Below are 22,331 nucleotides of genomic sequence, written 5' to 3'. Positions count from 1 at the left end.
GCTTTTTAATTTCTATTTACATCCTTATATCTTAAAAGACATTACTGGTAATTTACTGTGATTTGCAATGTCTTCAGAAATACTTCCTTCAAAAAAGTGAGCTACACCTTTTCTTCCATGTGTTGCTACAACTAACACATCAACATCTATTTTATCAGCATAATAAAACACACCTCTTTCTACTGAATAATCTGAAACAATTTTCACTTTTTTCATTCCTTCCTCAACACTTTCGTTGGTTTGTTTAAAAAATCGCTCCATTCTTTCTTCTAGCTCTTTTGTGCTTTTAAACTTAGATGTAGGAGTACTTACATATATTAATTCCACCTCTGTTTTAAGACCGTTAAAGAAAGTTTTAGCCTGCATGTAAGGTTGTATATCATCGTCAGAAAAATCACAAGCAAACAGCACCTTTTCTATCTTTTCGGTTATTGGTTTTTCTTTAATTACTAGCACAGGAATATGAGCATAACGAATTACTTTTTCGGTGTTAGAACCTATAAACATTTCTTTTAATCCGCTAACTCCTTTAGATCCCATTATGATCAAATCTGCTTTTTCTTCTCTAGCTAAAAGATCTATTTCGCTAAAGATTTTAAAATGCTTGATAATTGGTGTTATTTTCACACCAGATAGGTAATCCTTTTTTAAAAACTCAGCGAGTTTTTTCTCTGTTAACTCTAAATAGAACAACATTTCTTGCTGTATGTAACTTTCTGACTGACTAAGTACAGCATTTGAAAGCTCTAACATGTGCACAACTACGATTTCTGCCTTGGTTTCTTTTGCAAAAAACACCGCAGTTTGTAACGCTTTTTCAGAATATTCAGAGAAATCAACAGGAACAATTATTTTTTTCATGGTTCTTTTAGTTTTAAAGTTTAATACACTTTATAAAGTTACCTAAACTTTCTCATTTAAACCATGATTTTTATCAGTAAAGCTCTTAATGACAACCTTCTACCGAATTATGTAATTCAGTAACTGGTAATGGAGATACATAAGGAATTCCTAAACCTAACCCTCTCAATACGAACAAGATTCCTATAAAAACAACCACATAAGGTATGGCTTGTTGAATTCTTTTTCTTACCAAACCATTAGCAAAATTACCTACATACACCACCGCTGTCATTAAAGGAACGGTTCCCAAGCCAAAAAGAAACATGTATAAGCTACCTGATAACATGTTATTAGTAGTTAACGCTCCAAAAACAGCCATATATACCAATCCGCAAGGAAGCAATCCGTTTAAAAAACCTATGGTAAAAAAAGTGTCATTTCCATTTTTCTTTAGCTCTTTTCCTAAAGAAGACTTTACTTTCATTACCAATTTATTAATAGGTGTTGAAAAATTATACTTTTGAAAAGTTTTAGGTAATAAGATTACTAGAATCATTAAAACACCTACGATGATTGAAAGTTGTTGTTGAAATCCGAAAAAGTAAAATCCTTTTCCTAATAACCCAAACAACAAACCTATTAAACTGTAGGTAAATAGGCGCCCTAAATGGTAGCTTGTTATTTGAAAGAACTGTTTTACTTTGTTTGTTCTATCAACTGGCAACATAAAGGCTATAGGTCCGCACATTCCTATACAGTGAAAACTTCCTAATAGCCCAAAAATAATTGCTGAAAGAAACATTAGTAAACTAATTCTTTCTGAAATAAATAATCTTTACTTTTGTAGTTCCAGGAAACGGTTATGTTCCAACGACCACCCAACAAACGGTTCTCAGGCACGAGCAAATATGTTTCGGAAAGCGAAATAGGCATTTCGAAATCCAATTGTTTATCAGATGGTCTGTATAGGAACACTTTTCCTTTTATATCTTTAGGGTTAAAGTCCGTTGGAAAATGGACTTTAATTCCTTCAGTTACTCTTTCTATTTTAATATTTTCTTTTAGCGCTTTTGCATTTTTAGTAGCATTAATTTGATTTTGAACTTCCAACTCTTGTTGATAGTACTTTTCTGTTACTAAATCGTGATTAAAGTTTTTACCTGTACTCATCGTTACTACGAAATACATGATAAACCCTATAAATCCTACAATTGCTATTACTATACCCGTGCCCCAGTTTAGTTTCATTTTATTTTATTTTTTTGCTATTAGCTTTTGGCTTTTAGCATTAATTCTATTTATTTTCGACCAATTTATCTATAACTTCTTGGTCCTAAAAAGTTGGTAGTAGTTGTTTCAATAAGTTTATCACCACTATATACTCCAATTTTTAGTTTTTCTTTTTCATCTTTCATTTCTGATTGATGTAGCTCTATAAACAACGTACCTTCTGCCAATCCTTGCTTAGGAACTTCAAAACTTTGATGTGTTACCGTTTCTATTTTTCCTTTATGAGATAACAGTTTATAACTAACATCATCAATTTCTTTTGTTGTTTTATTTACAACTTTAAAAGTGTAAATATTGCTGATGATTCCGTTTTCTTTATGTTGATACAATTGTCCTGGTAAACGTAAAATTGTAGCTTCAACATCATTTCTTAAAAACAGCATTCCAACTAAAATTCCGACTAAAATGAATAATACTGCTGAGTATCCTTTCATTCTTGCTGTAAACTTAAAAGGTGCTTTTGTTACAATGTTTTCTTCACTTGCGTAGCGAATCAATCCTTTAGGTAAGCCTACCTTTTCCATCATGTGATCACACTCATCGATACAGGCTGTACAGTTTACACACTCTAATTGTGTTCCGTTACGAATATCAATTCCTGTAGGACATACATGTACACATTGAAAACAATCGATACAATCTCCTTTTCCTGATGCTGCTCTGTCTTCTTTTTTATTGAACTTTCCTCTTCCTGTTTTTCCTTCACCTCTTACGTGGTCGTAAGCAACATTTATCGTTTTATTATCTAACAGTACTCCTTGTAATCTACCATAAGGACAAGCGATAATACATACTTGCTCTCTAAACCAAGCGAATATAAAATAGAATACTCCTGTAAATATTAATAGTGAAATTAAGGTACTAATATTATCTAACGGGTTACTTGTTATGTAACTTATTAATTTATCGCTTCCTATTAAATAGGCTAAGAATACATTGGCTATAATAAAAGAGATGATAAAAAATATAATCCATTTTAAAACTCTCTTTCTAATTTTTTCTGCATTCCAAGGTTGTTTAGCTAAACGTATTTGTTTTCCTCTATCTCCTTCAATTAAATATTCTATTTTCCTGAACACCATTTCTAAGAAAATGGTCTGCGGACAAATCCATCCACAGAAAATTCGACCAAAAACAACGGTAAACAGAATGATAAACACCACTCCTATTATCATTGAAATTACCATTAAATGGAAATCTTGTGGCCAAAAAGGGAAACCAAAAATGTTAAACTTACGTTCTAGAACATTAAATAGTAAAAATTGGTTTCCGTTTATTTTTATAAAAGGAGCTGATAGTAAAAATGCTAATAAAAAATAACTTACGTAACTCCTATATTTATAAAACCTACCGCTAGGTTTTTTTGGAAACACCCAAGCCCTTTTACCTTCTTCATTTATAGTGCCTATACTATCTCTAAATTGTTCGTTTTTGGGTGTTTCCATAATCAACTATTAAAAACTAATTTGTAACTAATTATTTATTGAATGCTGTCTTTTGGTTGTTCATCAGGTTTAGCTACAGCAGGAGCTACTCCTTCTTCTTTATATAATTCTCCTTGTGGTGGTTTTGGCTTTGCAGGAGTGGTTCCTTGCATAGATATAATATAACTTGCCACTTTTTGAATATCAGCAGGTTTTAATGTTTTATTCCAAGCTACCATACCTTTACCGTCTCTACCTCCATTAGCAATAGTGTTGAAAATATTTTTCATACCACCACCTAAAATCCAGTATTCATCGGTTAAGTTTGGTCCGATACCACCACCACCATCAGCAACGTGACATGCTGCACAGTTTAGATTATATACTGCTTTACCTCTACTTAAATCTCCAGCATCGGTTAAAACGGTAGCCAATCGATTTAAACGCTGCTAATTCTCTTTTAGCTTCAGCAACTGCTTGCGCATATTCCATCTCTTGGTTATCTGCACCTAATACATGATATCTTACTAAGTACACCGCTGCAAAAATGATTGTTGCATAGAACATATACAACCACCATGGTGGTAAGTTATTATCTAACTCTTTTATTCCATCATAGTTATGATCAAGAATAATTTCATCTTCTTGCTCAATTGCCTTAGCTTCTGTCCACTTACTAATAAGTTTTTTAGCCCAAGCCCAGTTATCAACTTCTTCTGGTTTAACTCCGTCCTTTTCCATTTGAAGTTGCTCTGCTCTTTGTTGCGCTACAATGTTTAAAGCTTCTTTTAAAACTACAACAGTTATAAGTCCTACAATTGCTATCCAAACTAATGGATGTTCATACAGACTAAATGGATTTTGGTATGATTTAATTGCAGTAGCAATAGCAAAAAAGGTTACTGCAACAAAAATGATATATACTATAGATTGAAAATATTTTTTCATCTTGTTTAATTTTACTAATTATCTAAAGGTAATTCGCTTACACTACTTATATATTCTTTCTTGGCTGTAAATACCCACCAAAATAACACTACGAAAAATGTAAAGAATATGGTTAGTGAAATAATTGGGTATATTTCAATACCTGCAATTGTTTCCATATGGTTTTTTACAAACTTTAACATAATTTCTAGTTTTTAGCGCTTAATTGATCTTCAACATCTTTTACTTTTATATCGGTACCTAATCTTTGTAAATAAGCGATTAAGGCTACGATTTCTCTATCTTTCATTTCAATGAAAGTCTGTCCGTTTTCTTGAGCATACTTCTTATCTGCTTCATAGTTTGCTTTGAAATCAGGGTCTGCGTATAAATTCTCTTGAATTTTCGCTCCTTGAGCATCCATACTTGCTTGTGCATTGGCAATATCTTCATCAGTATATGGAACTCCTAAACTTACCATTGCTTTCATTTTTCTTTCAGTATCACTCTTATCTAACTCATCTCTTACTAACCATTGGTATGCTGGCATGATAGATCCTGGTGATGTACTTTGTGGATCGTACATGTGGTTTAAGTGCCAACTATCGTTATACTTACCTCCAACTCTTAATAAATCTGGACCTGTACGTTTAGAACCCCATAAGAATGGATGATCATATACAAACTCTCCTGCCTTGGCAAACTCTCCGTAACGCTCTACTTCTGATCTGAATGGACGTACCATTTGTGAGTGACATCCAACACATCCTTCACGGATATAAATATCTCTACCTTCTAATTCTAACGGTGTATATGGTTGTACACTTGTTATTGTTGGAATATTAGATTTTACTAATAATGTTGGTATAATTTGTACAATCCCTCCAATTAAAATAGCTACAGTAGCATAAATAGTTAATTTTACAGGTCTTCTTTCTAACCAAGTGTGCCATCCTTCATTTGAAGTTCTGTGCTTAGAAACTTTAGTTAATGCTGGTGCTTCTGCTAATTCATCAGTAACTCCAGTACCAGATTTTACAGTTTTAATAATGTTGTATAACATTACGAATGCTCCTAGGATAAATAAACTTCCTCCAATAGCACGCATCCAGTACATTGGAATGATTTCGTTAACTGTTTCTAAGAAGTTTCCGTAGGTTAAGGTTCCATCTGGGTTAAATTGTTTCCACATTGAAGCTTGCACAAATCCTGCTACGTACATTGGTAATGCATACATGATGATACCTAAAGTTCCAATCCAGAAGTGGAAGTTAGCCAATGCTGTAGAGTATAATTTTGTTTTGAACATTCTTGGTACTAACCAGTATAACATACCGAAAGTTAAGAATCCGTTCCATGCTAAGGCACCTACGTGTACGTGAGCAATAATCCAATCACTAAAGTGTGCAATTGCGTTTACATTCTTTAACGATAACATTGGTCCTTCAAAAGTTGCCATACCATAACCTGTAATTGCAACTACCATGAATTTTAATACTGGATCTACTCTTACTTTATCCCAAGCTCCACGAAGTGTTAATAATCCGTTGATCATACCTCCCCAAGATGGTGCAATTAACATTACAGAGAATGCTACTCCTAAGTTTTGTGCCCAATCTGGTAAAGATGTATATAATAAGTGGTGAGGTCCTGCCCAGATGTAGATAAAAATTAACGACCAGAAGTGTACAATAGATAATCTATATGAATATACCGGACGATTAGCCGCTTTAGGAACAAAGTAGTACATTAATCCTAAGAACGGAGTTGTTAAGAAAAATGCTACGGCGTTATGCCCGTACCACCATTGTACCAGTGCATCTTGCACCCCTGCATACACAGAGTAACTCTTCATAAAGTTTACTGGTAATGCTAAACTATTAAATATATGTAATACTGCTACGGTTACAAAAGTTCCTAAGTAAAACCAAATGGCTACATATAAGTGACGTTGTCTTCTTTGTAAGATTGTCCAAATCATGTTAGCGCCAAAAGCTACCCAAACTAGTGCGATGGCAATATCAATTGGCCATTCTAATTCGGCATATTCTTTTGAAGTTGTATACCCTAACGGAAGTGTTATGGCTGCTGCAACAATAATTAACTGCCATCCCCAAAAGTTAAAGTTACTTAAAAAATTACTCGCCATACGCGCTTTCAGTAATCGCTGCAATGAGTAATACACTCCCGCAAAAATGGCATTTCCTACGAAAGCGAAAATTACTGCGTTGGTATGTAATGGTCTTAAACGTCCGAAACTTAACCACGAAATACCGTCAGTTAAATTTGGGAATAAAAACATAAAAGCCAATAACAATCCTACTGAAAAACCTACTATTCCCCATAGTAAGGTTGCGTAGATGAATTTTTTTACGATCTTATTATCGTAATAAAATTGTTGCATTTCCATAATCTATTTGAATTTAATATCTATTGTTAGTTGTTAATATTGTCTTCTTTTACCAATTCATCATCAAACAACATGCGAACCGATGGCGTATACGAATCATCGTACTGCCCATTTTTTACTGAAACAATAAATGCTATAAAGAAAATAATAGCCACTAAAATACTTAGTGTAAGTAGTAAATAAATAACGCTCATATCTTGCCTGATAATTTGTAGTTCAAAGATAATTGTGAAGATTTTCTTAAAATATGACATTTATCATATTTGAATCTTTTTTTAAAAAGATAACCTTCTTTTAATATTTTTCATTAAATAGTCATTGAAAACAACTTTGTTTCTGGTTGTTTTTCATGTAATTTTTTATCGAAAGCCATGCAAATATTTCGCACATACGGTCTTGCTTTTTCAGGTACTATCAACTCGCTTCCTTCAACAGACACCAATCCATCAGCTATCATTTCTTCTAGCTTTTCTATGTACATTTCTACATTTTCAATTTTTAATGAATCTTCTTTCCACGAAGTAGAAAAATGACACATAATATTTAAAATATGTTTTCTAATAATTAAATCTTCTTCGGATAAAATATGTCCTCTAAACACAGGAATCTCGCCTTCGTTAACTACTTTTTCATATTCTTTTACCGTTTTCACATTTTGCGCAAATCCGTACCAAGAATCTGAAATTGCCGACATACCCAAACCAATCATTAACTGAGTTTTATTAGCGGTATATCCCATAAAGTTACGGTGTAAAGTTTTCTCTTCGGTCGCTTTGTATAAACTGTCTGTTGGTAATGCAAAATGATCCATCCCTATTTCAACATAGCCCATTTCCGCAAATAACTCCTTACCTATTTCATATAACTCTCGTTTCTCTTCATTCTTAGGTAAATCGTTTTCATTAAATCCACGTTGCCCTACTCCTTTTACCCACGGCACATGCGCATAACTGTAAAACGAAATTCTATCAGGTTGTAGTTCTTTGGTTCTATTAATGGTATAAATTACATTTTCTTTCGTTTGAAACGGAAGACCAAACACTAAATCGTGGCTGATAGAAGTATATCCTATCTCTTTTGCCCAATTATGTACTTTCTCTACATTTTCAAATGGTTGAATTCTGTGGATTGCTTCTTGTACCTTCGGATTGTAATCTTGCACTCCAAAACTTACACGTGTAAACCCTAAATTATACAATGTCTGTAAATGCTCTTTCGTAGTATTGTTCGGATGCCCTTCAAAACTAAATTCATGATCAGGATGTTTTTCAGCATTCATAAAAATTCCATCAATCAATCTTTTTAATTGTGTTTCAGAAAAGAACGTTGGCGTTCCTCCTCCTAAATGAATTTCTTTTATTATTGGTTTTTCATCTACCAAATCAACGTACAATTGCCACTCTTTTAACACCGTTTCTATATACGGATCTTCAACTTCATGACGCTTTGTAATATGTTTGTGGCACGCACAAAACGTACATAAACTTTCACAAAACGGTAAGTGAATGTATAAACTAATTCCTTCTGTAGAATTACTTTCTATAAACGATTGTTTAAACGTTGCTATCCATTTCTCCTTTGAAAAAGTTTCATTGTCCCAATACGGAACAGTTGGATAACTCGTATATCTTGGTCCTGGAATGTTATATTTTTGAATAAGTGAATTCATGTTCTCGATACTATTTTGTTTCATTCTTCTACAAAATCACTCGAACTGACATTAAGCCAATTCTAAAGCAATTTCTATCATTTCTTTAAAAGTTTGCTCTCTTTCTTCGGCAGTTGTTCTTTCTTTTGTAACCAAACTATCTGAAATAGTTAAGATTGATAATGCGTTTACTTTGTGTTTAGCAGCAACGGTATACAATCCGTTTGTTTCCATTTCAACACACAGCACACCGTAATCTGCCCATTTTTTATAGCTTTCAAATTCATCAGCATAAAACTCATCAGAACTTAAAATATTCCCTGCTTTTAACTGAATTCCTTTTTCTTTTGCTACTTCAATAGCTTTTAGAAACAACTCAAAACTCGCCGTTGGCGCATAATCGGCTCCGTTAAAACGAATCGTATTTAATCCTGAGTTGGTTGAAGCCGCCATCGCTATAACAATATCTCTAATTCTTACTTCCTTTTGATAAGAACCTGCTGAACCTACTCGAATTAAATTTTTAACTCCGTACTCAGTAATCAATTCATGAGCATAGATTAACGCTGAAGGAATTCCCATTCCTGTTCCTTGTACAGAAATCTTCTTTCCATGATAAGTTCCTGTGAATCCTAACATACCTCGAACATCATTATAGCAAACTGGATTTTCTAAAAATGTTTCTGCAATCCACTTTGCTCGCATAGGATCACCTGGTAATAAAACAGTTTCTGCTATTTCTCCTTTTTTTGCTTCAATATGTACGCTCATTATTTTAGATTTTTAGATGTTTGGATACTTGGGTGCTTAGATATTTGGATTATTTGATTGTTAGATTACTTTTGGCTGAAAGCTGTAAGCTATATGCTGTAGGCTATACGCACTTGTAACTTTTCACTTTTAGTTTTACATTTTTCACTTTTCACTTTTCGTTTTCAAATTCCTATTAATATTGATCTTTATCAGCAGTTCCTTCTGTTATTAATGAAACTCCAGAAGAAGTTCCTAAACGTGTTACTCCCATTGCTATATACTTCAGTGCAGTTTCTATATCTCTAATTCCTCCTGCTGCCTTTATTTGAGCTTTTCCATCTACCACACTATCCATGATAGTTACATCTTCAAAAGTTGCTCCTCCTGTTCCAAAGCCCGTTGATGTTTTCACAAAATCAGCACCTGCATTTACAGCTAACTTACTTGCTGTTTTTATCTGTTTTTTTGACAAATAACAATTTTCAAAAATCACTTTTAAAGTGTTTTCTCCTATCGCTTCTTTAATCAATCGGATTTCTTTTTCAACATATTTTTCATCTCCTTCTAATAGCTTTCCTATATTGATAACCATATCAATTTCTGATGCTCCATTTTTTATACAATCTTTAGCTTCAAAAACTTTCGCTTCGGTAGTCATTGCTCCTAACGGAAAACCAATAACCGCAGCTACTTTTACCTCTGTTTCCTGTAACTCTTTTGCTGCTAATTCTACATAACAACCATTTACACAAACTGCAAAAAAATTATATTCTTTAGCTTCATTACAAAGCTTAACGATATCTGCTTTTGTCGCTGTAGCTTTCAACAACGTATGATCTATGTATCTATTCAGCCTCATAACTAAACTTCTTTAACTCTGTTTACTGAATCTGATTTGGATAAGGTTAAACGCACAACACTGTCTTCTAAAGCAGTTAAGTTATGTATAATTTTTGCTTCTAAAGAAATCATATCTCCTGAATTTAACCTCTTTACTTCATTGTTTACACCAAAATCTATGTTTCCTTTCAGTACTTGAACAACTATTGGATAAGGTGCTTTATGATCTTTCATTACCTGATTTTTCTTAAAAACTATTCTAATTTCTTTGGAAAAATCGGTTTCTAACAATAAAGAAACAGCTACCTTTTCTTCATTGTACTCTAAGTTTTCTAAAAATGCTGCTGTTTTCATATTTTAAATTTATTTTAGTTTTCTTCCTAACATATTGGTAGCAATCGTTGTAAATACTACCACACTTATAGAGCTTAAAGGCATTAAAATTGCTGCAATTACAGGCATTAATTGCCCTGTTACTGCAAAATAAAGTCCTACAACATTGTACATTAAAGATAATAAAAAACAATATTTTATAATTTTTACTGCTTTTTTTGAGGCTTTTATATAATCTGCTATCTGATTAAATTTCGTCGCATCTAAAATCGCATCACAGGCTGGAGAAAACACGTTAATATTCTCAGATATTACAACTCCCACATTACTTTGAGCTAGAGCTCCAGCATCATTCAATCCGTCTCCAATCATCAACACACTCTTATCTTTTTCTTGCAACTCCTCAACATAGTGCAATTTATCTTGTGGTTTTTGATTGAATAAAAAGGTGGTTTCTTTCGGTAAAAACTCTTCTAAAAACTTCTTTTCTCCTTCATTATCTCCAGATACTATCGATAAATCATATTTCTTATTTAGCTGAGTAAATAATTCCTGAACACCTTTTCTATAGGCATTTTTGAAAACATACTTTCCTTTGTATTCATCATTAACACTAATATGTACTGAAGTATCTAAATTCGTTTGCTCTTTTGCATTTTTAACAAAAGAAGATGAACCTATTTTTATTTTTGTTTGTTGATAATTCGCTTCAATTCCTTTACCTACGTGCTCTTGATAACTATCTACGGTTAACACCTCTTCATCTTGTAACGAAGTGTACAACATTCTACTTAATGGGTGATTCGACGCTCTAAGAGAACTTTTTAGTATTGATTTTTGAGTGGGATCTAAGCTTTCTCCTTCATACGTTATTGTGTTTTCTTTATTCGTGGTAAGCGTACCTGTTTTATCAAAAATTACCGAATTAACAGCTGCTAATTGTTCTACTACAGTCGCATTTTTAAGATAGAATTTCTTTCTGCCAAAAATTCGCAAGATGTTTCCTAAAGTAAACGGAGCTGCCAATGCAATTGCACACGGACATGCGATAATTAGAACCGAAGTAAATACGTTTAACGCTACACTTGAATCGTAATACAGCCAAAATCCAGTAGATAAAAAAGCGATAGATAAAAAACACAACTATGGTAAAGTTTTTACTTATCTCATCTGTTAATGTTTTAAAAGATGAGTTCTTATCTTTCTGAAACACATCATTACTCCATAACTGCGTTAAGTAACTTTGTGAAACCGAAGCTAACACTTCCATTTCTATACTTCCTGATAATTGTTTTCCTCCTGCGAATAACTTATCTCCCGATTTTTTGTTTACGGGCACTTCTTCACCTGTAACGAAACTGTAATCTATTTTTGCTTCTCCGCTAATTAAAATTCCATCAACAGGAATCAACTCCTGATTTCTAATTAATAATCTATCTCCTTTTTTAACTTCATAAATTTGAGTATTCTCTTCTTTTTTGTCGGAAGTTATCTTGGTTACCGCAATTGGGAAATACGATTTATAATCACGTTCAAACGATAAGAAGTTATAGGTTTTCTGTTGAAAAAACTTTCCAAGTAATAAAAAGAATACTAATCCTGTTAAACTGTCAAAGAATCCTGTTCCTAGATCGAAAAGAATTTCAGCTGTACTACGAACAAACAGCACAAATATTCCTAAAGCAATCGGAACATCTATATTCAAAATTTTTGAACGTAAGCCTTTATAAGCTGAAATGAAATAATCAATTCCTGCATAAAACACTACTGGAAGCGAAAAAATAAACATTAACCAACGGAATACACCTTTGTATTGTTCTAACCAGTATTCTGACACTTCAAAATATTCAGGAAATGATAAAAACATCACGTTTCCGAAAGCAAAACCAGCAATTCCTAATTTGTAAATTAAGCTGCGATCAACTTTCTTTTTTCCTACTTCATAATCTTCTAAACTGATATACGGTTCATAACCAATAGAACTTAATAATAGTACTATTTCTTTTAGTGAAGTCTTTTCTGAATTGTACGTAATTCGTACAGTTTTTTTCGGGAAGTTAACTTGTGCCGACGACACATTACTTTGCAGTTTGTGAAGATTTTCTAAAACCCAAATACACGAACTACAGTGAATATGCGGTATATACAGATTAATGACCTGCATATTACCATCGTTAAACTCAAGAAGTTTTTCTACAATCGGTTGATTATCTAAAAAATCGTACTTTCCTTGTATTTCTTCAGGGATAGCTCCTGGGTTGTTTTGAAAATCGTAATAACACGTTAAATCGTTTTCTGAAAATATTTCATAAACGGTTTTACACCCTTTACAGCAGAAAAATTTATCTTGTACTGTAATTTTTTCGGTATCACATTCGTTACCACAATGAAAACATATTTTGCTTTCCATATTTACTCTTTTGCCTACAACAAATGTCCGATAAGATTCTATTTTAAAACATGATAATTGTCAGCTTTTTCTGTATATTTGAGTGGAAAAAAAGGCATAAATATGAGCAAGTGTGAGCAGTGTATCATTCGTGAATTCAACTCCTTAAAAACTCTTACAAAAGACGAGCTGATAAGAATCACTGGGTGTAAAACGTCGAAAACAGTGAAAAAAGGAGAAGTTTTATTTGATGAAGGAGAGTATATCAACGGAGTATTTTGTATTAAAGATGGTGTTTGTAAGGTTTCTAAAATGAGTGATAATGGTAGAGATCAAATTATTCATTTAATACAAAAAGGAGATATTTTAGGAGAACGTAGTTTAATAAACAACGAAGCCTCAAATTTAAAGGCTATTGCCATAAATGATATGGAGGTTTGTTTTATTCCTAAAGATGAAATTATTAGGGATTTAGAGAACAATCCTCTTTTTTCTTTGGATCTTTTAAGAAAAATGGCAAACTCACTAAAAAAAGCAGATGATGTTATTGTTGATATGGCTCAAAAAACCGTAAAACAACGTTTAGCAGCTACTCTTTTGTTTTTAGAAGCCAAGTTTGAAAAAAATGATAATGGCTCTATAAAGGTTAACTTATCTAGAGAAGATATTGCCAATATTATAGGAACTGCCACTGAAAGTGCCATCCGATTACTTTCTGAATTTAAAAAGAAGAAAATGATCGATTTACAAGGAAAAGAAATCGTTATTTTAGATGTTAAAGCCTTAAAAGACTTGTCTGAAGGTTTCTAAATATAAAAACAAAAAAAATCGTCTAAATAGACGATTTTTTTGTTTTAAGCTTCACCTGTAGTCCCACCAAAATTCATTGGAATTGGAGGCTGCTCATAATCTTTAATTTCACCATGTGCTTGTTCAAACTTACGAATATTATCTGCCAACGCTTTTGATAAACGTTTTGCATGTTGTGGTGTTAATATAATTCTCGATTTTACTTTTGCCTTAGGTACACCTGGCATAATGTTGATGAAATCAACAATAAACTCTGAAACAGAATGGTTTATAATAGCTAAATTACTATAGGTTCCTTCAGCTATTTCTTGATCTAATTCTATGTTTAATTGAGGTTCTTTTTTAGTATCGTCCATACTGTAATATATTATTTTTTTAGAAAAAAAACAAGGGTTTAGAGTTTTAAAAACTCTAAACCCTTGCTATAATTTATAAACATAAGTTCTTATAAACTTTGTTCAATCTCATCTTTAGGACCAACGATTAAATCTTCGTATGCTCTCATTCCTGTACCTGCTGGTATACGTTTACCAACAATTACATTCTCTTTTAATCCTTCTAAGGTATCTACTTTACCGTTTACTGCGGCTTCGTTTAATACTTTAGTAGTTTCCTGGAACGACGCAGCTGAGATAAACGACTTCGTTTGTAACGAAGCTCTTGTAATACCTTGTAATACTTGCTCAGCAGTAGCTGGTTGAGCATCACGTGCAATTACTAAGTTTTTATCTTCTCTACGTAATAAAGAGTTTTCATCTCTTAATTGACGAGCAGTAACAATTTGTCCTGGTTTTAAGTTTGCTGAATCTCCTGAGTCTTCAACAACTTTCATTCCGTAGATAGCATCGTTTTCTTTGATGAAATCAGTTTTATGAACTAATTGATTTTCTAAGAATAAGGTATCTCCTGAATCAATAATTCTAACTTTACGCATCATTTGACGTACTACTACTTCGAAATGCTTGTCATTAATCTTCACCCCTTGTAAACGATATACTTCTTGAATTTCGTTTACTAAGTACTCTTGTACAGCTGAAGGTCCTTTGATATTTAAGATATCTGTTGGTGTAATTGCTCCGTCAGATAACGGCATACCTGCTTTGATAAAGTCATTTTCTTGAACTAAGATTTGGTTAGATAACTTGATTAAGTATTTTCTAACATCACCTGTTTTAGATTCAATAATGATTTCACGGTTACCACGTTTAATCTTACCAAAAGATACAACTCCGTCAATCTCAGCAACTACAGCTGGGTTAGATGGGTTACGTGCTTCAAATAATTCTGTTACACGTGGTAAACCTCCTGTAATATCTCCTGCTTTACCAGACTTACGAGGAATTTTTACTAATGTTTTACCAGACTCAACTTTATCACCATTATCAACAATTAAGTGAGCACCTACTGGTAAACTGTATGAACGTAATGCATTACCATCAGCATCTTCAATGATTAATGAAGGAATGATTTTCTTGTTCTTAGAATCAGTAATTACTTTTTCTTGGAAACCTGTTTGTTCATCAATTTCTACAGAGTAGTTAATTCCTTGCTCTAAGTTATCAAACTTCACTTTACCAGCGAATTCTGAAACGATAACTCCGTTAAATGGATCCCATTGACATAGAGCATCTCCTTTTTTGATTGTTTTTCTATCTTTATCAAAAATGATAGAACCGTAAGGAATAATGTTTGTACTTAATACAACTCCGTTTTTCTTATCGGTAATTTTAACTTCGGCAGTACGAGAAATAACGATATCTACTTCTTCTCCTGCTGCGTCTTTACCTTTAACCGTACGTAAATCATCAATAGTTACATCTCCATCAAACTTAGCGATTAACTTGTTATCTTCTGAAATGTTTCCTGCTACCCCTCCAACGTGGAACGTACGTAATGTTAACTGTGTACCTGGTTCTCCAATCGATTGTGCTGCAATTACACCAACTGCTTCACCTCTTTGAACTTTCTGACCAGTAGACATACTTTGTCCGTAACACTTCTCACAAATTCCTTTTTCAGATTCACAAGTTAATGCAGAACGAACTTCAATTGTATCTACCCCTGCAGCTTCAATTTTATCAGCTAATAATGGAGTAATTAATTCTCCTGCAGCTATTAATAACTCATCAGAGTTTGGTGGATATACATCGTGTAATGCTGTACGACCTGAAATTCTATCGCTTAAAGATTCAACGATTTCATCGTTTTTCTTTAATGCAGAAACTTCTAATCCTCTTAATGTACCACAATCTACCTCGTTAATGATAACATCTTGAGACACATCTACTAAACGACGTGTTAAATAACCTGCATCGGCTGTTTTTAATGCGGTATCGGCAAGACCTTTACGAGCACCGTGCGTAGAGATAAAGTATTCTAAAATTGATAAACCTTCTTTAAAGTTAGATAAAATCGGGTTTTCAATAATTTCTCCACCACTAGCAGTAGATTTCTTAGGTTTTGCCATCAGACCACGCATACCTGTTAACTGACGAATCTGCTCTTTCGATCCACGCGCTCCAGAATCTAACATCATAAATACCGAGTTAAATCCTTGTTGATCTTCACGTAAACGCTTCATCGATAATTCAGTTAATCGGTTGTTGGTAGATCCCCAAACATCAATTACCTGGTTATAACGCTCTTTTTGCGTTAACATACCCATGTTATAGTTCATGATAATACCATCCACTTCTTGGTTTGCCTCAGCAATCATAGCGTGTTTCTCTTCTGGAATAATGATATCACCTAATGAGAATGATAAACCACCTTCGAAGGCGTATTTATATCCCATATTTTTAATTTCATCTAAGAATTTTCCAACAGCTGGTATATCAGTAACTTTTAAAATTCTACTAATAACACCTCTTAATGATTTCTTAGTTAAAACTTCATTAATAAACCCTGCTTCTTCTGGTACAACTTCGTTAAATAAAACTCTACCTACAGTAGTTTCAATAATTCTAACTACGTGCTCTCCATTTACTACATCATTAGTACGAACCTTAATACCTGCATTTAGGTCTACTTTTTCTTCATTTAAGGCAATAATTACCTCTTCTGGAGAGTAGAAAGTTAATCCTTCACCTTTAATTGGCACTTCAGGAGTTGACTTTCTTTCTTTCGTCATATAATAAAGTCCTAATACCATATCTTGTGATGGTACAGTAATAGGAGCTCCGTTTGCTGGGTTTAAGATATTGTGAGAACCTAACATTAATAGTTGAGCTTCTAAAATAGCTTCTGGCCCTAATGGTAAGTGAACCGCCATTTGATCCCCATCAAAATCCGCGTTAAATGCCGAACATGCTAATGGGTGTAAACGAATTGCTTTACCTTCTATTAATTTTGGTTGGAATGCTTGAATACCTAAACGGTGTAAGGTAGGGGCACGGTTTAATAACACCGGGTGTCCTTTAATTACATTTTCTAAGATATCCCAAACAACTGGTTCTTTGCGATCTATAATTTTCTTTGCAGATTTTACAGTTTTAACAATACCTCTTTCGATTAACTTACGAATAACGAAAGGCTTGTATAGTTCTGCTGCCATATCTTTTGGCAATCCACATTCAAATAATCTTAATTCTGGTCCAACAACAATTACCGAACGTGCAGAATAATCAACACGCTTACCTAATAAGTTTTGACGGAAACGTCCTTGTTTACCTTTTAAACTATCAGATAATGATTTTAATGGTCTGTTAGATTCAGTTTTTACTGCAGATGATTTACGCGTGTTATCAAATAATGAATCTACTGATTCTTGTAACATACGTTTCTCGTTACGTAAAATTACTTCTGGAGCTTTGATTTCCATTAATCGCTTTAAACGATTGTTACGGATGATTACACGACGGTATAAATCATTTAAATCAGAAGTAGCGAAACGACCACCATCTAATGGAACTAATGGACGTAATTCTGGTGGAATAACCGGAATTACTTTCATAATCATCCATTCTGGATTATTTTCTCTGTTCTTTTGAGAATCTCTAAAAGCTTCAACAACATTTAAACGCTTTAATGCTTCGTTTTTACGTTGTTTAGAAGTTTCAGTATTTGCTTTATGTCGTAACTCATAAGATAGTTGGTCTAAATCGATTCTTTCTAATAAATCGATTAAACACTCTGCTCCCATTTTAGCGATAAACTTATTAGGATCAGAATCTTCTAAGTACATATTTTCTTGTGGAAGTGTATCTAAAATATCTAAATACTCTTCTTCTGTTAAGAAATCCATTTTTTGTAATGGTTCTCCTTCAGCATTTTTAGCAATACCTGGTTGAATTACTACGTAACGCTCGTAGTAAATAATCATATCTAACTTTTTAGATGGTAACCCTAAAAGGTATCCCATTTTGTTAGGTAATGATCTAAAATACCAAATATGTGCTACAGGTACCACTAAGTTAATATGACCTACTCTATCTCTACGTACTTTTTTCTCAGTAACTTCAACCCCACAACGGTCACAAACGATACCTTTATATCGAATTCTTTTGTATTTACCACACGCACACTCATAATCTTTTACAGGTCCAAAGATACGCTCACAAAATAACCCATCTCTTTCTGGTTTATGTGTACGGTAGTTAATAGTTTCTGGTTTTAACACCTCACCTTTTGAAGCCTCTAAAATAGACTCAGGTGATGCTAAACCTATTGAAATTTTGTTAAACTTCTTAACAGTGTATTTTTCGTTTTTTCTTGCCATGATAATGGATTCGAATTAAAAATAAATGTCTTTTAACAAGACTGATATTGAAAAAATGATTTGCCTCAGAGCCTAGACTCTGAGACATTTCACTGTGATTATTCTTCTAATTTAACGTCTAATCCTAAACCTTTAAGTTCGTGCATTAATACGTTAAATGATTCTGGTAAACCTGGTTCTGGCATAGCCTCACCTTTTACAATACTTTCGTAAGTTTTTGCTCTACCTAATACGTCATCAGACTTAACAGTTAAGATTTCACGTAAGATACTTGATGCACCATATGCTTCAAGTGCCCAAACTTCCATCTCTCCAAAACGCTGACCTCCAAACTGAGCTTTACCTCCTAATGGCTGTTGTGTAATTAATGAGTAAGGTCCGATAGAACGTGCATGCATCTTATCTTCAATCATGTGACCTAACTTAATCATATAAATTACCCCTACCGTTGCTGGCTGATCGAAACGCTTACCTGTACCTCCGTCATATAAGTATGTATGACCGAATCTTGGAATTCCTGCTTCGTCTGTTAATTTATTAATTTCATCTAAAGAAGCCCCATCGAAAATAGGAGTCGCATATTTTTGACCTAATTTTTGACCTGCCCATCCAAGAACAGTTTCATAAATCTGACCAATGTTCATACGCGATGGTACCCCTAATGGGTTTAATACGATATCTACTGGTGTTCCATCTTCTAAGAAAGGCATATCTTCTTGACGTACGATACGTGCAACAATACCTTTGTTTCCGTGACGTCCTGCCATCTTATCTCCTACTTTTAATTTACGTTTCTTAGCAACATAAATTTTAGCAAGTTTTAAGATTCCGGCTGGTAATTCGTCTCCTACAGAAATAGTAAACTTCTCACGACGTAAAACTCCTTGTAAATCGTTTACTTTAATCTTGTAGTTGTGAACTAATTCTACAACTAAATCGTTTAACTCCTTATCGGTAGTCCAAGTTCCGTTTAAATGTGTAAAGTCTTCAACAGAGTTTAACATTTTTTGCGTGAACTTCTTACCTTTTGGTAATACTTCTTCACCTAAGTCGTTATAAACTCCTTGAGATGTTTTACCTGATACTAAGTTGAATAATTTTTCAACTAATACATCTTTTAAGTCTTCAAACTTAGATACGTAAGATGCTTCTAAAGCTGCGATAGCTTCTTTATCACGAGCACGCTTATTCTTATCTTTTACCGCACGTTTGAATAATTTTTTGTTGATTACAACACCTCTTAATGATGGAGAAGCTTTTAATGATGCGTCTTTTACATCACCTGCTTTATCACCAAAGATGGCACGTAATAACTTTTCTTCTGGAGTTGGATCAGATTCTCCTTTTGGTGTAATCTTACCAATTAAGATGTCACCAGGATTTACTTCTGCTCCAATACGAATCATACCATTTTCATCTAAGTCTTTAGTAGCCTCTTCAGAAACGTTAGGAATATCGTTTGTTAACTCCTCTGCTCCTAACTTCGTATCACGAACATCTAATGAATACTCATCAATGTGGATAGAAGTAAAGATATCTTCACGAACAACTTTTTCAGAAATCACAATCGCATCCTCGAAGTTATACCCTTTCCAAGGCATAAAGGCTACTTTCATGTTTCTACCTAAAGCTAATTCTCCTTTTTGTGTTGCATAACCTTCGCAAAGTACTTGTCCTTCTTCAACTCTATCACCTACTTTTACGATTGGTTTTAGGTTGATGTTCGTACCTTGGTTGGTTTTTCTAAACTTAATTAAGTCGTATGATACTTCATCAGAATCGAAGCTTACCATTCGCTCTTCTTCTGTTCTGTCGTACTTAATTGTAATTTTGTTAGCATCTACATACTCAACAACTCCTGCTCCTTCAGCATTGATTAAGATACGAGAATCTTTAGCAACTCTACGCTCTAAACCAGTACCAACGATTGGAGATTCTGGACGTAATAATGGAACTGCTTGACGCATCATGTTCGATCCCATTAACGCACGGTTGGCATCATCATGCTCTAAGAAAGGAATTAACGATGCTGAAATCGAAGCGATTTGGTTAGGCGCAACGTCCATATAGTTAATTGCTTCAGGACTTTCTACTGGGAAATCTCCTTCTTCACGAGCAATTACTCTATCTCCTTCTATCTTACCATCATTTGCAACAGGTAAGTTAGATTGAGCAATCTTCATTCCTTCTTCCTCCTCAGCACTTAAATAAATAGGCTCTTCAGAAGAAACTGAACCGTTTTCTACTTTCTTATATGGAGTTTCAATGAATCCCATATTGTTAACTTTAGCATATACAGCTAAAGAAGAAATAAGTCCAATGTTTGGTCCTTCAGGTGTTTCAATCGGACATAAACGACCGTAGTGAGTATAGTGAACGTCACGCACCTCGAAACCTGCTCTTTCACGTGATAAACCTCCAGGTCCTAAAGCCGATAAACGACGTTTATGAGTAATCTCTGCTAATGGGTTTGTTTGATCCATAAACTGAGATAACTGGTTGGTACCAAAGAAAGAGTTAATTACTGAAGATAAAGTCTTAGCGTTAATTAAGTCGATTGGAGTAAATACTTCGTTGTCACGAACATTCATTCTTTCACGAATAGTACGTGCCATACGAGCTAAACCTACACCAAATTGACCTGCTAATTGCTCACCAACAGTTCTAACACGACGGTTAGATAAGTGATCGATATCATCTACTTCAGCTTTTGAATTGATTAACTCAATTAAATACTTAATGATGGTAATGATATCGTTCTTTGTTAATACTTTTTGATCTAAATCTTCATTTAACTGAAGTTTAGTATTCATTCTAAAACGTCCTACTTCACCTAAACTATAACGTTGCTCTGAGAAGAATAATTTTTCAATAATTCCTCTTGCAGTTTCCTCGTCTGGCGGTTCAGCATTACGTAATTGTCTATATATATGCTCTACAGCCTCTTTTTCAGAGTTTGTAGGGTCCTTTTGTAATGTGTTATGGATGATTGCATAGTCTGCTTGCTGATTATCTTCTTTGTGTAATAAGATAGTCTTAGCACCAGAATCTATAATTTCATCAATATGTTCTTTTTCAATAATGGTATCACGATCGAAAATAATTTCGTTACGTTCAATCGATACTACTTCTCCTGTATCCTCATCAACGAAATCTTCGTGCCAAGTTTTTAAAACTCTCGCCGCTAATTTATGCCCTAATACCTTCTTTAATCCAGCTTTTGAAACTTTTACTTCTTCAGCTAAATCAAAAATTTCTAATATATCTTTATCTCTTTCAAAACCGATGGCTCTGAATAATGTTGTTACTGGTAATTTTTTCTTTCTATCAATATAAGCATACATTACTTGATTGATATCGGTAGCAAATTCTATCCAAGAACCTTTGAAAGGAATTACTCTTGCAGAGTATAATTTGGTTCCGTTTGCGTGGAAAGATTGCCCAAAAAATACACCTGGTGAACGGTGTAATTGCGACACTACAACTCTTTCTGCTCCATTAATAATGAATGTTCCAGAGTTAGTCATATAAGGAATTGTACCTAAGTATACATCTTGAACTATCGTTTCGAAATCTTCGTGTTCAGGATCGGTACAATATAATTTTAAACGTGCTTTTAAAGGTACACTGTAAGTTAAACCACGCTCGATACATTCTTGAATGCTATATCTTGGTGGATCTACAAAGTAGTCTAAAAATTCTAGTACAAATTGATTACGTGTATCGGTAATCGGGAAGTTATCCATAAAGGTTTTGTACAAACCTTCTTCTCCACGTTCTTCTGCTTTAGTTTGCAATTGGAAAAAATCTTGAAATGATTTTACCTGAATATCTAAAAAATCTGGATAATCAGTTCCTAACTGCGAAGACGCGAAGTTAATTCTTTCAGTAGTGTTTATCGTTGCCAAAAGAGATGCTATTTTTAATTAAAAATAATATTTTTGAAA

The 22,331-nt window shown here is 33.6% G+C and carries 17 protein-coding genes and 1 pseudogene; 1 reads left to right on the top strand and 17 read right to left on the bottom strand.

Features of this window, described 5'->3' with window-relative positions; genetic code table 11:
* Positions 1-24: 24 nt before the first annotated feature.
* The 14 genes and pseudogenes from OU788_RS02150 to OU788_RS02085 form a co-directional block, all read right to left on the bottom strand.
* Positions 25-861 (bottom strand): universal stress protein, encoded by an 837-nt coding sequence (locus OU788_RS02150; protein WP_274633634.1) that lies wholly within the window; start codon positions 859-861, stop codon positions 25-27.
* An 85-nt stretch (positions 862-946) separates the two neighbouring features.
* On the bottom strand, positions 947-1,645 hold the full coding sequence (locus tag OU788_RS02145; RefSeq protein WP_274633633.1) for a sulfite exporter TauE/SafE family protein: 699 nt from the start codon (positions 1,643-1,645) through the stop codon (positions 947-949).
* A complete protein-coding gene (locus OU788_RS02140) occupies positions 1,645-2,091 on the bottom strand; it encodes a FixH family protein (protein WP_274633632.1) in 447 nt (148 codons plus the stop codon). The genes OU788_RS02145 and OU788_RS02140 overlap by 1 nt, the downstream gene beginning before the upstream one ends.
* A gap of 65 nt (positions 2,092-2,156) precedes the next feature.
* On the bottom strand, positions 2,157-3,578 hold the full coding sequence (gene ccoG, locus OU788_RS02135) for a cytochrome c oxidase accessory protein CcoG (protein ID WP_274633631.1): 1,422 nt from the start codon (positions 3,576-3,578) through the stop codon (positions 2,157-2,159).
* Positions 3,579-3,613: 35 nt separating this feature from the next.
* Positions 3,614-3,991 carry a c-type cytochrome gene (locus tag OU788_RS02130; RefSeq protein WP_274633630.1) on the bottom strand — a complete coding sequence of 126 codons (378 nt, stop codon included), beginning with the start codon at positions 3,989-3,991 and terminating at the stop codon, positions 3,614-3,616.
* On the bottom strand, positions 3,954-4,505 hold the full coding sequence (locus tag OU788_RS02125) for a cbb3-type cytochrome c oxidase N-terminal domain-containing protein (RefSeq protein WP_274633629.1): 552 nt from the start codon (positions 4,503-4,505) through the stop codon (positions 3,954-3,956). Before OU788_RS02125 ends, OU788_RS02130 begins: the two co-directional genes overlap by 38 nt.
* 14 nt (positions 4,506-4,519) lie before the next feature.
* A complete protein-coding gene (locus OU788_RS02120) occupies positions 4,520-4,687 on the bottom strand; it encodes a cytochrome c oxidase subunit IV (protein ID WP_028892889.1) in 168 nt (55 codons plus the stop codon).
* Between the two features lie 5 nt (positions 4,688-4,692).
* Entirely contained in the window at positions 4,693-6,894 is a 2,202-nt protein-coding gene (ccoN, locus tag OU788_RS02115; protein WP_274633628.1) for a cytochrome-c oxidase, cbb3-type subunit I, read from the bottom strand.
* A gap of 26 nt (positions 6,895-6,920) precedes the next feature.
* Positions 6,921-7,088: a cbb3-type cytochrome oxidase assembly protein CcoS gene (gene ccoS, locus OU788_RS02110; RefSeq protein ID WP_274633627.1), complete on the bottom strand. Its 168-nt coding sequence runs from the start codon at positions 7,086-7,088 to the stop codon at positions 6,921-6,923.
* Between the two features lie 113 nt (positions 7,089-7,201).
* A complete protein-coding gene (gene hemN / locus OU788_RS02105; RefSeq protein ID WP_274633626.1) occupies positions 7,202-8,563 on the bottom strand; it encodes an oxygen-independent coproporphyrinogen III oxidase in 1,362 nt (453 codons plus the stop codon).
* A 51-nt stretch (positions 8,564-8,614) separates the two neighbouring features.
* Complete coding sequence (gene deoD / locus OU788_RS02100; protein ID WP_274633625.1) at positions 8,615-9,313, bottom strand: purine-nucleoside phosphorylase; 699 nt, start codon at positions 9,311-9,313, stop codon at positions 8,615-8,617.
* A gap of 175 nt (positions 9,314-9,488) precedes the next feature.
* Entirely contained in the window at positions 9,489-10,154 is a 666-nt protein-coding gene (gene deoC / locus OU788_RS02095; protein ID WP_274633624.1) for a deoxyribose-phosphate aldolase, read from the bottom strand.
* A 2-nt stretch (positions 10,155-10,156) separates the two neighbouring features.
* Positions 10,157-10,489, bottom strand: coding sequence for a cupin domain-containing protein (locus OU788_RS02090; protein ID WP_274633623.1), 333 nt, complete (start codon positions 10,487-10,489; stop codon positions 10,157-10,159).
* 9 nt (positions 10,490-10,498) lie between these two features.
* Positions 10,499-12,878: pseudogene (locus OU788_RS02085) on the bottom strand (heavy metal translocating P-type ATPase).
* A gap of 204 nt (positions 12,879-13,082) precedes the next feature.
* On the opposite strand from OU788_RS02085, the gene OU788_RS02080 reads away from it, so the two are divergent.
* Positions 13,083-13,667, top strand: a complete 585-nt coding sequence (locus tag OU788_RS02080) for a Crp/Fnr family transcriptional regulator (protein ID WP_342454896.1) — start codon at positions 13,083-13,085, stop codon at positions 13,665-13,667.
* A gap of 44 nt (positions 13,668-13,711) precedes the next feature.
* Here the strand turns inward: OU788_RS02080 and OU788_RS02075 are convergent, their stop codons facing one another.
* The 3 genes from OU788_RS02075 to rpoB all read right to left on the bottom strand — a co-directional run bounded on the left by OU788_RS02075 (position 13,712) and on the right by rpoB (position 22,292).
* Complete coding sequence (locus OU788_RS02075) at positions 13,712-14,023, bottom strand: DUF3467 domain-containing protein (protein WP_274633621.1); 312 nt, start codon at positions 14,021-14,023, stop codon at positions 13,712-13,714.
* 89 nt (positions 14,024-14,112) lie between these two features.
* Positions 14,113-18,384 (bottom strand): DNA-directed RNA polymerase subunit beta', encoded by a 4,272-nt coding sequence (gene rpoC, locus OU788_RS02070; protein ID WP_274633620.1) that lies wholly within the window; start codon positions 18,382-18,384, stop codon positions 14,113-14,115.
* A gap of 98 nt (positions 18,385-18,482) precedes the next feature.
* Positions 18,483-22,292: a DNA-directed RNA polymerase subunit beta gene (rpoB, locus tag OU788_RS02065; RefSeq protein ID WP_274633619.1), complete on the bottom strand. Its 3,810-nt coding sequence runs from the start codon at positions 22,290-22,292 to the stop codon at positions 18,483-18,485.
* Positions 22,293-22,331: the final 39 nt, after the last annotated feature.

The sequence above is a fragment of the Tenacibaculum sp. L6 genome, from assembly GCF_028823685.1.
GTDB lineage: Bacteria > Bacteroidota > Bacteroidia > Flavobacteriales > Flavobacteriaceae > Polaribacter.
The sequence above is the reverse complement of the archived record's forward strand: the minus strand, read 5'-3'. Positions and strand labels throughout refer to the sequence as shown.

What these genes read in the sequence shown, in the direction of transcription:
- OU788_RS02150 (WP_274633634.1), bottom strand. Translation starts at nt 861, where the DNA reads ATGAAAAAAATAATTGTTCCTGTTGATTTCTCTGAATATTCTGAAAAA.
- OU788_RS02145 (WP_274633633.1), bottom strand. Translation starts at nt 1,645, where the DNA reads ATGTTTCTTTCAGCAATTATTTTTGGGCTATTAGGAAGTTTTCACTGT.
- OU788_RS02140 (WP_274633632.1), bottom strand. Translation starts at nt 2,091, where the DNA reads ATGAAACTAAACTGGGGCACGGGTATAGTAATAGCAATTGTAGGATTT.
- ccoG (WP_274633631.1), bottom strand. Translation starts at nt 3,578, where the DNA reads ATGGAAACACCCAAAAACGAACAATTTAGAGATAGTATAGGCACTATA.
- OU788_RS02125 (WP_274633629.1), bottom strand. Translation starts at nt 4,505, where the DNA reads ATGAAAAAATATTTTCAATCTATAGTATATATCATTTTTGTTGCAGTA.
- OU788_RS02120 (WP_028892889.1), bottom strand. Translation starts at nt 4,687, where the DNA reads ATGTTAAAGTTTGTAAAAAACCATATGGAAACAATTGCAGGTATTGAA.
- ccoN (WP_274633628.1), bottom strand. Translation starts at nt 6,894, where the DNA reads ATGGAAATGCAACAATTTTATTACGATAATAAGATCGTAAAAAAATTC.
- ccoS (WP_274633627.1), bottom strand. Translation starts at nt 7,088, where the DNA reads ATGAGCGTTATTTATTTACTACTTACACTAAGTATTTTAGTGGCTATT.
- hemN (WP_274633626.1), bottom strand. Translation starts at nt 8,563, where the DNA reads ATGAATTCACTTATTCAAAAATATAACATTCCAGGACCAAGATATACG.
- deoD (WP_274633625.1), bottom strand. Translation starts at nt 9,313, where the DNA reads ATGAGCGTACATATTGAAGCAAAAAAAGGAGAAATAGCAGAAACTGTT.
- deoC (WP_274633624.1), bottom strand. Translation starts at nt 10,154, where the DNA reads ATGAGGCTGAATAGATACATAGATCATACGTTGTTGAAAGCTACAGCG.
- OU788_RS02090 (WP_274633623.1), bottom strand. Translation starts at nt 10,489, where the DNA reads ATGAAAACAGCAGCATTTTTAGAAAACTTAGAGTACAATGAAGAAAAG.
- OU788_RS02075 (WP_274633621.1), bottom strand. Translation starts at nt 14,023, where the DNA reads ATGGACGATACTAAAAAAGAACCTCAATTAAACATAGAATTAGATCAA.
- rpoC (WP_274633620.1), bottom strand. Translation starts at nt 18,384, where the DNA reads ATGGCAAGAAAAAACGAAAAATACACTGTTAAGAAGTTTAACAAAATT.